General features: G+C 70.3%; 9 protein-coding genes. 8 read left to right on the top strand and 1 reads right to left on the bottom strand.

Annotated features, from left to right (window positions below; all coding sequences use genetic code 11):
- The first annotated feature begins 81 nt into the window (after positions 1-81).
- The 6 genes from KI385_RS32725 (at position 82) to KI385_RS32750 (ending at position 9,611) form a co-directional block, all read left to right on the top strand.
- Positions 82-1,815, top strand: a complete 1,734-nt coding sequence (locus KI385_RS32725; protein ID WP_425357002.1) for a DUF4192 domain-containing protein — start codon at positions 82-84, stop codon at positions 1,813-1,815.
- A 215-nt stretch (positions 1,816-2,030) separates the two neighbouring features.
- Positions 2,031-4,037 (top strand): glycogen debranching N-terminal domain-containing protein, encoded by a 2,007-nt coding sequence (locus tag KI385_RS32730; RefSeq protein ID WP_238575669.1) that lies wholly within the window; start codon positions 2,031-2,033, stop codon positions 4,035-4,037.
- Positions 4,038-4,085: 48 nt separating this feature from the next.
- Positions 4,086-4,844 (top strand): NUDIX hydrolase, encoded by a 759-nt coding sequence (locus tag KI385_RS32735; RefSeq protein WP_238575670.1) that lies wholly within the window; start codon positions 4,086-4,088, stop codon positions 4,842-4,844.
- Positions 4,845-5,709: 865 nt separating this feature from the next.
- The gene (locus KI385_RS32740; protein ID WP_281066928.1) at positions 5,710-6,711 is read left to right on the top strand and encodes a FadR/GntR family transcriptional regulator; all 1,002 of its coding nucleotides are present in this window, start codon (positions 5,710-5,712) and stop codon (positions 6,709-6,711) included.
- Positions 6,712-7,114: 403 nt separating this feature from the next.
- Entirely contained in the window at positions 7,115-8,665 is a 1,551-nt protein-coding gene (locus tag KI385_RS32745; RefSeq protein ID WP_281066929.1) for an RNA polymerase sigma factor, read from the top strand.
- A gap of 136 nt (positions 8,666-8,801) precedes the next feature.
- Entirely contained in the window at positions 8,802-9,611 is an 810-nt protein-coding gene (locus KI385_RS32750; protein WP_238575672.1) for a serine protease, read from the top strand.
- 122 nt (positions 9,612-9,733) lie between these two features.
- Here the strand turns inward: KI385_RS32750 and KI385_RS32755 are convergent, their stop codons facing one another.
- A complete protein-coding gene (locus tag KI385_RS32755; RefSeq protein ID WP_033267354.1) occupies positions 9,734-9,964 on the bottom strand; it encodes a DUF7455 domain-containing protein in 231 nt (76 codons plus the stop codon).
- A gap of 443 nt (positions 9,965-10,407) precedes the next feature.
- On the opposite strand from KI385_RS32755, the gene KI385_RS32760 reads away from it, so the two are divergent.
- Together KI385_RS32760 and KI385_RS32765 are read left to right on the top strand one after the other, a co-directional pair.
- Entirely contained in the window at positions 10,408-12,528 is a 2,121-nt protein-coding gene (locus KI385_RS32760; RefSeq protein ID WP_238575673.1) for a DNA gyrase/topoisomerase IV subunit B, read from the top strand.
- 155 nt (positions 12,529-12,683) lie between these two features.
- On the top strand, positions 12,684-13,172 hold the full coding sequence (locus KI385_RS32765; RefSeq protein WP_238575674.1) for a DUF1453 domain-containing protein: 489 nt from the start codon (positions 12,684-12,686) through the stop codon (positions 13,170-13,172).
- The last annotated feature ends 3 nt before the right edge of the window (positions 13,173-13,175 follow it).

Here is a 13,175-nt window from a genome sequence, read left to right on the forward strand (position 1 = left end):
CCGAAGCTGTGGATAACCTCGTCGCCCGCGAGTTATCCACAGGGGTCGCGGCTCGGCGGCCGGACGCGGGATCTTCGAGCCATGAATCCGCACAGCGAACCGCGCAAGCGCATCACTGACATCGACTCCGACTCCGCCGCGACACCCTCCGCCTCGTCCGCCTCGTCCGCCTCGTCCGCCTCGTCCGCCTCCTCCACCCCGGACAACGCGAACACCTTGCATTCCCCCACCGCCTCCCACACCACCGAGCCGTCGGCCCCTGACAACCCCACAAACGCATCCGGCTCATCCGGCCTCACTGAACACATCGGCCCCACCAGCACCACAGACCGTGTAGAAACCTCCAGCCCCACTGGTCCTGCCAAAGCCACCAATCCCTCCACCTCCTCTCCTCACTCCAACCCCTCTGGTTCCTCCGGCCCCGACCACATCACCAGCTCCCCGACCCCGCCCAATGAGTCCAACCCCTCCGGCAGCTCCCACTCCTCCCATTCCTCAGCCCCCTCCGGCGCGGCCACGACCCCGCCCGCCGAACCCCGGGTCACCCTGCGCGGCCCGGCCGAGCTCGCCGACGCCCTGCCGTATCTCATGGGCTTCTATCCGGACGACAGCATCGTGATGGTCGCGCTGCACGGCGAGCGAGGACGCTTCGGAGGCAGGGTCCGGCTCGGGATCCCGACGGACACCGCGCAGTGGCCGGACGTCGCCGACCAACTCGCCGACTGTCTGATCTCGGCAGGTCAGGAGCGTGATGCCCGGCCCGCGGCGATCATCGTCTACCTCTGCCAGGAGCCCGCGGCGGGCGAGAGCGGCAAGGACGTCAAGGACCGGCTGCGGCCGCTCGCCCAGCGGCTGCGCACCGCCTGCGGCGCGCTCGACGTACCCGTCCTAGAGGCCCTGTGCCTCTCCAACGGACGCTTCTGGTCCTACTGCTGTCCAGACTTCCGGTGCTGCCCCGTCGACGGCACACCGATGGTCATGCCGGGCACGTCCGTGATGGCCGCGGCCGCCGCGTACGCGGGAATGCAGGTACGCGGCTCGCTCAAGGAGATGGAGGCCAGGCTGGCGCCCCGCACCGGCCCGCGGGCCGCCGAACAGGAGCAGACGCTGGACGCGGCAGCCGGCGCGCTCGTCCCGCGGATGCTCCGGCGGGACGGTGCGATGGCCGTCCGCCGGGAGACCCTCGACCTGGCCGCGGCCATGATCCACCGATTCCGTCAGGACACCCCCTCGGGCAGCAACCGGGCCAGGGACGCCTGCGACGACGCGCTGATCACCGACGCCGAGGCTGCTGATCTCATCCTCGGGCTCCAGGACCGGGTCACCCGTGACCGGGCGGCCGAGTGGATGGACGGTCCCGCCGCTGCCCCTGCCCTCCGGCTCTGGCGTGCCCTCGCCCGCCGCTGCGCCGGCAGCTACTCCGAACACGCGGTGGCACCGCTCACCCTCACCGGGTGGGTCTGCTGGTCCACCGATGACGGGCCCTCGGCGCGCGTCGCCCTCGGCTGCGCCCTGGCCATCGACCCCAACTACACCTTCGCCCAGTTGCTGCACCGCGCCATCAACGAAGGCCTCGATCCGGAGCCGCTGCGCCGCTGTCTGCGCGAGCAGCACCGGGAAGCGGCGAGCGCCGACGATGGGCCCGCACCCGCGGCAAAGGAGGTACCGCAGCCCGCGAAGCGAACGGGACCGCCCCGGCCCGGACCTGCCGGCCGTCCCCGCGGCCCCCGCGGTGGCACCGGTCCCGGCACCCGTACGACCGACGGGCGCGGCCGGCGCCGGGCCGGGCGGGACAGCGACCGGAGCCGGCGGTGAGCGCGCCGGCGCTGCGTGGCTGGCGTGACCTGGGCGCCGGCCGGACCGTTCACCTGTATGGCGCAGGCCGTACGGAGCCCCGACCTCACCAGGGAGCGCAGAGCGTGCCAGGCATCGTCCGCACCACTCAACCGGTCCGCCGGCCGTCCGGAGAGCGGCGCCCGGCACCACCTCCGGCCCCTCAACCGCAACCCGTCCACTCCTCACTGGTCTGCGTGGCACTGCCGGCCCTCGCCGTATCCCCGGCCTCGGGGCAGCTGACCGGCCACGGCCTGGACGGCTTCTACCGTGACGGCCGACGGGTCCTGTCCCGCTGCGAACTGCGGGTCGCGGGCGGCGAACCGCTCGTCCTCCAGGGGCGCTTGACCGGCGCGGACCGTGCCCGCTTCGTCGGGACGATCCGCAGGACCGGCGAGCGCGGACCGGACCCGGAGATCCGCATGGAGCGGCTGCGGTCCGCCGACGGCACCGAGCGGATCACGTTGTGCAGCAGCGCCACACGGCCCGTCCGGCTGCCGGTCGAGATCCATCTGGGCACGGACCTCGCGGAACTCGGAGCCGTCGCGGTCGGCCTCCGCGGCCCCGAACTGCGGGCCGCGGTCCACGGCTCCGGGCTCCGCTGGTCCGGGCCCGGTGTGCACGCCGTGGTGTCCGCAACGCCGACGCCCGAGGATGCGCTGGCCTCGGCAGGCCTGCTGCGCTGGGAAGTGGACCTGCCACCCGGCGGCCGCCGCACCATCGAACTGCGCGTCGCGCTGGAACACGACGCCGGCCGACGGCCCGGCACCGGACCCGCCGGCAACCACCGGCGCCCCGGCGATGCCCGCATCCCCGGCCCGCGCTCCGGGACGCTCGCTCCGCGGACCCGCACCGACCGGCCACCGCGCCCCTGGACGGCCGCCCGGCTGGAGTGCGACGACCGGCGGGCCGATGCCCTCATGGCGGGCAGCCTCGACGATCTGCACGGCCTGGTGATGCGCGACCCGGTCGCACCCACCGACATGTACGTGGCCGGTGGATTCCCTTGGCGCTGCGGCTTTGCACCGGCCGAGGCACTGTGGACCGCCCGGATGCTGCTACCACTGGGCACCCGGCTCGCCGCGGGCACACTGCGCGCGCTCGCCCGCAGCCAACAAGCCGCACCAGGGGCGGATTTCGGCCGAATTCCCGGCGCTCTCCGCGACGCGGGACCGCACGCCCCACCGAGCTGCACCGGCATCGAGGCAACCCTTCTGTTCCCCACCGTGCTCGCGGAGGCGCGCCGCTGGGGACTGCCCGACCAGGAGACCGAGCGGCTGCTGCCTGCCGCGGAGCGCTGCCTGAGATGGCTGAGGATCGCCACCGACCCAGCGGGGGGCGGACGCGGCTACGTCCCCGACCCCGCGCCCGACGGGCCGTACCGCTGCGAGACCCAGGCCCACGCCCACCGTGCCGCCCTCCTGGGCGGCGATCTCCTCGACGCCATCGGATCGTCCGACGCGGCGGCACTACGGGACTGGGCCGCGGACCTGCGCACCCGGTTCCGTACGGACTTCTGGCTGGAGGACCGCGCGGGCGGCCGCCCCGCGGCCCTGCTCACCGCCGACGGGCGGCCCGTCCCACAGTTCGGCTCCACCACCGCGCATCTCCTCGACACCGGACTGCTCGGCGGCGGCGCCCTCGCCCCCGGCCTGCTGGACGCGGCACAGACCGACCAGCTGGCCAGGCTGCTCGGTGGCCCGGCCATGGACTCCGGGTGGGGCCTGCGGGGGCTGGGCGCCAAGGAGAGCGGTTACAACCCGTTCGGCCACCGCAGCGGCGCGGTCCGCGTCCACGAAACGGTGATCGCCGCCGCCGGACTGGCCGCGGCCGGCCACGAGCGGGCAGCCGGCGTCCTGACCAAAGGCGTCCTCGACGCCGCCGACAACTTCGGGCACCGGCTCCCGGAGATGTACGCGGGGGAGCAGCGCACCTCCCACGGCGCCCCCGTCCCGCACCCGGCCGCCTGCCGTCCCGCGGCGCTGGCCGCGGCCGGCGCGGTGCACATACTGCTCGCGCTCGCCGGTCTGCGCCCCGACGTCCCCGCCGGGACGGTGGCCCTGCGGCCGCTCGGCACGGCCCCGCTCGGCGCGATACAGCTCACCGGCCTGAGCGTCGCGGAGCAGCCGTTCGCCATACGGATCAGCAGACTCGGCATGGGGATGGTGGAGGCGGCGGCGGATGGTCTGCAACTGGGCTCCTGAAGCGCTTCGGGGCCTGTTTATCGTCAAGCGGACGACTATGATCACGCCATGCCTCCCTACGACCCGTCGGCCTTCCCGCCCTTCGCCGTAACCGTCGACCTGGTCGTGCTCACCGTGCGCCGCCACGCCCTGTGCGCGCTGGCCGTGCGCCGCGGTGAGCCGCCGTTCCAGGGCCGCTGGGCGCTGCCCGGTGGCTTCGTCCGGGCCGACGAGGACCTCGAGGACGCGGCCGCCCGGGAGCTCGCCGAGGAGACCGGTCTGCACGCCCAGTCCCCGACGGGCCCGGCACCCGCCTACGGCGCACACCTCGAACAGCTCGCCACATACGGAGACCCCAAGCGCGACCCCCGGATGCGGGTCGTCAGCGTCGCGCACCTGGTCCTCGCCCCCGACCTGCCCGCCCCCACGGCCGGTGGTGACGCCCACAGCGCGCGCTGGGCACCGGTGGAGACCCTCCTGGAGCAGGACGACGCCCGCGAGGATGAGCTGACGGCCCCGCTCGCCTTCGACCACGCCCGGATCCTCGGCGACGGCGTGGAGCGCGCCCGTTCCAAGATCGAATACTCCTCGCTCGCCACGGCCTTCTGCCCGCAGGAGTTCACCGTGGGCGAGCTGCGCCGGGTCTACGAGGCGGTCTGGGGTGTCGCCCTGGACCCCCGCAACTTCCACCGCAAGGTGACCGGCACCCCCGGATTCCTGGTGCCCACGGGCGGCACGACAACCCGCCAGGGTGGCCGCCCCGCACAACTGTTCAGGGCCGGCGGCGCGACGCTGCTCAATCCGCCGATGCTGCGTCCGGAAGTCTGAGCCGACGCCGCATGTCGAGCTGCCGGAGGGGCCGGAAGGCGCTCGCATGGACACGACGAACCGTCATGATTGAACAATAACGAGAAAATAGGACATATCGCGGTACCTTGGTCGTGCGGGTCCCCTCATATCCCCGACAGCTCCCCACCGGCCTCACGCCCCGCGAGGGTGCCCGTCCGAAGCGCGGCCCCATAGCGACCGCGCCGGCCCGCCCGCCCATAATTGCCGCCCCGATCCTCGAACCCCCGGCCCCCGCACCGCTGTTGGCGCGATCCGGTGACGGTTCGACGCCCCGCTGCGTTCACGGGGCGGCCCGGCCCGATCAACTGACCTTCCCTGCCTGGCTGTATTCGCCGGCTGTACGGCCCCCGCGGGTAACGAGGCCGCGATCCCTGCCCTGTTCGGTCCGCCTGCCGCCGCCGACGCCATCGAATGGCTTCCTCTTGTCGCCGGTTGGGCGATGGGTGCGGCGGCGCTCCATATTGGACGGAAGGTGCCGCCCTGCTACGTACTCGAGTCCACCGCAACAGGGTTACCGCCAATGCCTCGGAGTCTCGCCATAATCCGGGTCGGAGGCCGTCAAGTGGTCATCCGGCGGCCGTCAAGCGCCAGTCCGGAATCGACCGACGCGTATCGATCGTGAGGTAGTGCGCGATCCAATCCGTGGGCAGCGCAACGATGTTGCCGCCAGCCGTCCTGGCCTGCGGTGATGTGGGTGCGGTGCGGCCTGGTTTTATGTTCTGATCGAGTAAGGCGCCTGTTTCGGCGCAGTGTTGTTATGGCTGCTGCCCATAACTCGCCACGGAGAGCGCATTTCTTTCCGATAAAGCGTCAATTCGGGGATGGGGGGCGATCACCCTTTCGTGTGCTTTTCACCAAAGACCTCAAGGGTGTTCAGGGTGTCGCCGACAAAGGATGCGTGAGTACCCTTGCGCACACCATGATGACCGCGGCTCGCCCTGGCGACACCGGCCTCGCAGGCCCGGGCGAGCTTGACCGCTACCCCTACGCGAACGCCGCCAACGCCGCGAACGCCACCAACGCAGCAGGCCCGGACCGTGCCGAGCGCGTTTCGCAGGTCTGGGACGGCTCCGAAGCAGACATCGGCCGGGTCGGCCGTCGCGCGGCCGGCAGTCGCGGCCGCGGCCTGCACGGCCAACTCGTCCAACAGCTCGGCCAGATGATCGTCTCCGGCGATCTCGGCGCCGACCGCCCGCTCGTCCCTGAGGAGATCGGCCAGCGCTTCGAGGTCTCCCGCACCGTCGTCCGTGAGTCGCTGCGCGTCCTCGAGGCCAAGGGCCTGGTCAGCGCCCGACCCAACGTGGGCACCCGGGTGCGCCCGGTCAGCGACTGGAACCTCCTCGACCCCGACATCATCGAATGGCGGGCCTACGGCCCACAGCGCGATGATCAGCGCCGCGAGCTGTGTGAGCTGCGCTGGACGATCGAGCCACTCGCCGCCCGCCTCGCCGCCGGCCACGGCCGCGAGGACATCCAGCAGCGGCTCGCCGACATGGTCGAGATCATGGGCCACTCCGCGGCCCAGGGCGACACCATGACCTTCTCCCGTGCCGACGCGGAGTTCCACTCGCTGCTCCTGCAGCTCGCCGGCAACCGCATGCTCGAGCACCTCTCGGGCATCGTCTCCGCCGCCCTGCACGTCTCCGGCGGCTCTGCCGGCGGCTGCGAGCGGCCGGTCGAGACGTCCGTGGGTCAGCACATGAGGGTCGTCGACGCCATCGGCTCCGGCGACGCCACGGCGGCCGAATCCGCGATGCGCCAGCTCCTCGCCGCTCACGGCGAGGCCGTCGGCCACGGCCCCGGGGCGCCCGTGGACCACGTCGTCCCCGCGCCCCGCGAGCACTGAAGGCCCGTACTCGACCGTGTACGGACCGTAGGCGCCGCGCGGCCCCCGTGCCCCGCGTCCCCCTCGGGCGGGGCACGCCGTACGCGGCGAAGGCGCACAAGATCGCCGGATCCGGGGCGTCGACCGGATCCGGCGAGAGACCTTGGGAGGGTTGCATGTCATATGACTGGGAATGGGTCGTTATGGGGTGTGACTCGGGCCACGCAGATTGGGCGTAACGCTCTTCCGGGAAGCGCGATGACTTAAGAGGTGATAGCCGAGGAGGGAATACGGACGGCGTTCGTGACGCTGTTCAACTCCCCGGTTGCCCCTGCGCCGTCGGTCCATCCCCACCGGCGGTCGTCGGCCCCGATCCACAGTGGACGGGGTCGGAAGCCGTTTCCATCGTTCCGAGAGGTTGTTCGTGTCGGCCAGCACATCCCGTACGCTCCCGCCGGAGATCGCCGAGTCCGAGTCTGTGATGGCGCTCATCGAGCGGGGAAAGGCTGATGGGCAGATCGCCGGCGATGACGTGCGTCGGGCCTTCGAGGCTGACCAGATTCCGCCAACCCAGTGGAAGAACGTTCTGCGCAGCCTCAACCAGATCCTCGACGAGGAGGGTGTGACGCTGATGGTCAGTGCCGCAGAGGCGCCCAAGCGCACCCGCAAGAGCGTCGCAGCGAAGAGTCCGGCGAAGCGCACCGCCACCAAGACCGTCGCGGCAAAGGCCGCCACGGTCAAGAAGACCACCGCCGCCGCCCCCGCATCTGTGGGGGACCCGTCGGCCGGTGAGTCCGAGTCCGCGCCCGCAAAGAAGGCAGCGGCGAAGAAGACGACCGCCAAGAAGGCGACCGCGAAGAAGGTCACGGCCAAGAAGGCCACGGCCAAGAAGACCGGCTCCAAGAAGGACGTCGACGAGCTGCTCGACGACGAGGCGACCGAGGAGACCTCGGCGCCCGGCAAGGGTGACGCTCCCGAGGCCGCCGAGGGCGCGGAGAGCGCCGGTTTCGTCCTGTCCGACGACGACGAGGACGACGCCCCCGCGCAGCAGGTCGCCGCGGCCGGCGCCACCGCCGACCCGGTCAAGGACTACCTCAAGCAGATCGGAAAGGTTCCGCTCCTCAACGCCGAGCAGGAGGTGGAGCTCGCCAAGCGCATCGAGGCGGGTCTGTTCGCCGAGGACAAGCTGGCGAACTCCGACAAGCTCGCGCCGAAGCTCAAGCGCGAGCTGGAGATCATTGCCGAGGACGGCCGCCGGGCGAAGAACCACCTCCTGGAGGCCAACCTCCGACTGGTCGTCTCCCTGGCCAAGCGGTACACCGGCCGTGGCATGCTCTTCCTGGACCTGATCCAGGAGGGCAACCTCGGTCTGATCCGTGCGGTCGAGAAGTTCGACTACACCAAGGGCTACAAGTTCTCGACCTACGCGACGTGGTGGATCCGCCAGGCCATCACCCGCGCCATGGCCGACCAGGCCCGCACCATCCGTATCCCGGTGCACATGGTCGAGGTCATCAACAAGCTCGCGCGCGTCCAGCGCCAGATGCTCCAGGACCTGGGCCGCGAGCCCACCCCGGAGGAGCTGGCCAAGGAGCTCGACATGACCCCTGAAAAGGTCATCGAGGTCCAGAAGTACGGTCGTGAGCCCATCTCGCTGCACACCCCCCTGGGTGAGGACGGCGACAGCGAGTTCGGTGACCTCATCGAAGACTCCGAGGCGGTCGTCCCGGCCGACGCGGTCAGCTTCACGCTTCTGCAGGAGCAGCTGCACTCGGTGCTGGACACCCTCTCCGAGCGTGAGGCCGGCGTGGTGTCCATGCGCTTCGGCCTCACCGACGGCCAGCCCAAGACGCTGGACGAGATCGGCAAGGTTTACGGCGTCACCCGTGAGCGGATCCGTCAGATCGAGTCCAAGACGATGTCGAAGCTGCGTCACCCGTCGCGCTCCCAGGTGCTGCGCGACTACCTCGACTAGTCCAGCCGGCCCGGACAACGCCGTGAGCCCGGTCTCTCCTTGGTGGAGGGGCCGGGCTCACGGCCGTCCGGGTGCGCCGGGCCGCCGTTTGGGTCACTCTAAGTAGGCGAGCATTGCCCCAGAGTCAGGAGTTCGCATGCGTTCGACCGCACACGCTGCCCTCGGAGCCCTTGCGGTGGCTCTCGCCCTGCCGACGTCGGCGGCCGCGGACGAGGCAGTGATCGGCGGAAAGCCCGTCGCGCTGTCACGGAGTCCCTGGGCGGTCGCGCTGGCCTCCCACGACCGCTTCGGGGCCCAGCGCTCCGGACAGTTCTGCGGCGGCGTGCTCGTCGGGCACTCGACGGTGGTGACGGCCGCGCACTGCCTGAGCAAGGAGGTACTGGGCGTCCCCTGGCGGCAGGTGCGGGATCTGCGGGTGGTCATCGGACGCGACAACCTCACCGGCGGTGGCGGGCAGGAGCTCAAGCCCGCGAAGGTATGGGTGAACCCGCGCTACGACAGCTGGACCAACGAGGGCGATATGGCAGTCCTCACGCTGGACAAGCCCGTCCCCAACCGGCCCATCCCGATAGCGGGACGGCATGACAGCGCCTATCAGCCGGGCAGCAGGGCCACGGTCTACGGCTGGGGGGACACCACCGGCGGCGGCAGCTACGCGTCACGGCTGCGGTCGGCGCACGTCAACGTGCTGCGCGACGAGGTCTGCGCGCGGGCCTACCCGGGCAACGCCGACGGCAAATACAGGCCGCGGTCGATGGTCTGCGCGGGGGAGCCTGAGGGTGGCCGGGACGCCTGCCAGGGGGACAGTGGCGGGCCGCTGGTCGTGCGTGGACGGCTGGTGGGGCTGGTGTCATGGGGGACCGGCTGCGGTCAGGCAGGCAGCCCCGGGGTCTATACGCGGGCGTCGGCGCTGGTCCCGGCCGTGTCCGCACACGGGGCCGGCTGAGCGGCACGGGGAGCCGACCCGCATGGGTGCGCGTACGAGTGCGGGCGGTCTCCCGGTGGTGCCGGGGTGACCGCCCGCTGCACGGCGCTGGGCCGCTGCTCGCTCGTCGTGGATGCGAAGTGTCAGCGTTCCTCATCGGACGCAGACGCCGGAGGGGCGGTCAGCCGCTCCGTCTCGTCCTGTATTTCCGCGGCGATCTTCTTGAGTTCTGGCTCGAACTTGCGACCGTGGTGGGCGCAGAAGAGCAGTTCTCCGCCGGACATCAGGACGACGCGCAGGTATGCCTGGGCGCCGCAGCGGTCGCAGCGGTCAGCGGCCGTCAGCGGGCTCGCGGGTGTCAGAACAGTAGTCACGTCGCCTCTTCTCTAGCTCGACGAGCTGTCGTACCAGGGTCAACATCCAACCAGGCCGAAAACGTTCCCGCTCGTGCCTTTTCCTCGAAAAAAATTCTCGGAGGGGGCCGGGTGCTGCCGGGTGGCGGCGAATGAGCCGTATTGCTTGGTGGTCTGATTCACGTTGGTTGTTGGTCTGTCCCCCCGGCTGGCTTGCCGGTTGTTGATGAGGACGTGCCCGGAGCCTAAATGGTTCATGCCTCGAAGGGAACGTGATGTGCACGTCACTCGGACGTCACCTCTTCGAGGGATCGAACGTACGAGCGAAATTCTACTACCATGGGCATGCTTACGGGTGGCGTCACATCGGCTCTACTAGGCCTCGGTACCCTCTGACCGGCGACACCGCCACAACCGAGTCCGCGGAATGCGGACTGCCAGAAATTCAGCGAGGAGCGAACCGCGTGACCGCCGAGATGTCCGTGCCGTCCACCGCAGTGCTGACCGGGGCAGACCGGGACGGTTCCAACTACACCGCGCGGCATCTGCTCGTCCTCGAGGGCCTTGAGGCCGTCCGGAAGCGTCCCGGCATGTACATCGGCTCGACGGACAGTCGCGGCCTGATGCACTGCCTCTGGGAGATCATCGACAATTCGGTCGATGAGGCGCTGGGCGGCTACTGCGACCACATCGAGGTGATCCTCCACGACGACGGGTCGGTGGAGGTCCGCGACAACGGCCGCGGCATCCCCGTCGACGTCGAGCCCAAGACCGGTCTCAGCGGCGTCGAGGTCGTGATGACCAAGCTGCACGCCGGCGGAAAGTTCGGCGGCGGCTCGTACGCGGCCTCCGGCGGCCTGCACGGCGTCGGTGCCTCGGTCGTCAACGCCCTCTCCGCCCGGCTCGACGTCGAGGTGGTCCGCAACAGCAGGACACACTCGATCAGCTTCCGCCGCGGCGTCCCCGGCATCTTCACCGAATCGGGGCCCGACGCCCCCTTCGACCCGGGCAACGGGCTGCTCAAGGGCAAGCGGATCAACAAATTGAAGACCGGCACCCGGGTCCGTTACTGGGCCGACCGGCAGATCTTCCTCAAGGACGCCAAGCTCTCCCTGGAGACGCTGTACGCCCGCGCCCGCCAGACCGCCTTCCTCGTACCGGGCCTCACCCTCGTCGTCCGTGACGAGCGTGGCATCGACGGCGCCGGCAAGACGGAAGAGATGTTCCGCTACGACGGCGGCATCAGCGAATTCTGCGAGTACCTCGCCCAGGACAAGGCCGTCTGCGACGTGCTGCGGCTGACCGGACAGGGCACCTTCAAGGAGACCGTGCCGGTCCTCGACGACCGCGGTCACATGACACCGACCGAAGTCACCCGGGAACTGGGCGTCGACATCGCGCTGCGCTGGGGCACCGGCTACGACGCGACGGTCAAGTCGTTCGTCAACATCATCGCGACGCCCAAGGGCGGCACCCACGTCTCCGGTTTCGAGCGCGCGGTCGCCAAGACCGTCAACGAGGTGCTGCGGTCGAGCAAGCTGCTCCGGGTCGCCGAGGACGACGTCGTCAAGGACGACGCCATGGAGGGCCTCACCGCCGTCGTGACCGTACGGCTCGCGGAGCCGCAGTTCGAGGGGCAGACCAAGGAAGTGCTCGGCACCTCCGCCGCCTCCCGGATCGTCGCCCAGGTGGTGAGCAGGGAACTCAAGGCGTTCCTGACCTCCACGAAGCGGGATGCCAAGCAGCAGGCGCGCTCCGTCCTGGAGAAGGTCGTCGCCGCGGCCCGTACGCGCATCGCCGCCCGTCAGCACAAGGAGGCCCAGCGGCGGAAGACGGCGCTGGAGTCCTCCTCGCTGCCGGCCAAGCTCGCGGACTGCCGCAGCGACGACGTCGACCGCAGCGAACTGTTCATCGTCGAGGGCGACTCGGCGCTGGGCACCGCGAAACTGGCGCGGAATTCGGAGTTCCAGGCACTGCTGCCGATCCGCGGCAAGATTCTGAATGTCCAGAAGTCGTCGGTCTCGGACATGCTCAAGAACGCCGAGTGCGGCGCCATCATCCAGGTCATAGGGGCCGGATCCGGCCGCACCTTCGACATCGACGCCGCCCGCTACGGCAAGGTCATCTTCCTGGCCGACGCGGACGTCGACGGCGCCCACATCCGCTGTCTGCTGCTGACCCTCTTCCAGCGCTATATGCGCCCCATGGTGGAGCAGGGCCGGGTCTTCTCGGCCGTCCCGCCGCTGCACCGCGTCGAACTGATCAACCCCAAAAAGGGCCAGGACAAGTACATCTACACCTACTCGGACAACGAGCTGCGCCAGACGCTGCTCGAGCTCCAGCGCAAGAAGGTCCGCTACAAGGACAGCATTCAGCGCTACAAGGGCCTGGGTGAAATGGACGCTGACCAGCTCGCCGAGACGACCATGGACCCGCGGCACCGCACCCTGCGCCGCATCAACATCAGCGATCTCGAAGCGGCGGAGAAGGCCTTCGACCTCCTCATGGGCAACGAAGTCGCCCCCCGTAAGGAGTTCATCACCAACTCCGCGGCCACCCTGGACCGTTCCCGCATCGACACCTGAGCAGACCGCAGCTCCCGACGGGCGCCTCTCCACCCCTGGGTGGACAGGCGCCCGTCGCCATTTCCACCCGGGCCCCACCCTGGCTCCGATCCGCGCGACCGCCGCTCTCCATAGCGTCAAAAGCGTCGAATCCCCGCCCCGAGGAGGCTCAGGTCATGAGCGGCTTGCTCAACATCGTTGTGATCATCGCGGCTGTCGCGGTCGTGTTCATCCGGCAGTTCAAGGCGCAGCGCATCACCTCCGAGGGCAAGAAGTGGTGGCTGATCCCTGCCGTCCTGACGGTCATGGCGGTGCGGCAGGGCAGCCTCCTGGACGCCGGGCACCCCACGGCATCCGCCGCCCTGCTCGCCGTGGAGTTACTGATCGGGCTGGCCTGCGGCGCCGGCTGGGCCTGGACGACGCAGATCTGGACGGACGCGGACGGCGCGGTGTGGACCAAGGGCGGCTGGGCCGCGGCCGGCGTATGGCTCTGCGGTATGGCGCTGCGCGTCGGACTCATGGGCATCGCCGCGGTCATAGGCATCCACCAGAGCAGCGCGGCCATCATGCTCTCCGTCGCCGCGATGCTGATGACCCGGGCCGGCGTCACCGCCTGGCGGGCCCAGGCGGTGCAGCAGACGTACCGTGTTCCTGTCGCCGGCTGATGC

Source organism: Streptomyces inhibens (assembly GCF_022221585.1).
Taxonomy (GTDB): domain Bacteria; phylum Actinomycetota; class Actinomycetes; order Streptomycetales; family Streptomycetaceae; genus Streptomyces; species Streptomyces inhibens.

Coding starts and splice junctions, on each gene's coding strand:
- KI385_RS32765 (WP_238575674.1), top strand. CDS start 12,684: ATGAGCGGCTTGCTCAACATCGTTGTGATCATCGCGGCTGTCGCGGTC.
- KI385_RS32725 (WP_425357002.1), top strand. CDS start 82: ATGAATCCGCACAGCGAACCGCGCAAGCGCATCACTGACATCGACTCC.
- KI385_RS32750 (WP_238575672.1), top strand. CDS start 8,802: ATGCGTTCGACCGCACACGCTGCCCTCGGAGCCCTTGCGGTGGCTCTC.
- KI385_RS32735 (WP_238575670.1), top strand. CDS start 4,086: ATGCCTCCCTACGACCCGTCGGCCTTCCCGCCCTTCGCCGTAACCGTC.